Origin of the sequence: Actinoplanes sp. DH11 (genome assembly GCF_020873875.1) — a bacterium.
Lineage (GTDB): Bacteria > Actinomycetota > Actinomycetes > Mycobacteriales > Micromonosporaceae > Actinoplanes.
On sequence record NZ_JAHWGU010000244.1, the window covers coordinates 1 to 226 of the forward strand.

The following is a 226-nucleotide window of genomic DNA, read 5'->3' on the forward strand; positions in this document are numbered from 1 at the left end:
CGTTCCGGTTGTTGCAGTCGTGGGGGGTGCGCCCGGATCTGTTGCTGGGGCATTCGCTCGGTGCGCTGGCCGCCGCGCATGTGGCGGGTTTGTGGTCGTAGGCGGATGCGGTGAAGGTGGTCGCGGCCCGTGGCAGTCTGATGCAGGCGCTGCCGTCGGGTGGGGCGATGGTGGCTGTCGCCGCGACCGAGGACGAGGTGATCGCGCGGCTTGTTGATGGGGTGTC

General features: G+C 69.5%; 1 pseudogene. It reads left to right on the plus strand.

What is annotated here, in order from left to right:
• Positions 1 to 226, plus strand: a pseudogene (locus LPA41_RS41620) (acyltransferase domain-containing protein); the annotation flags it as partial.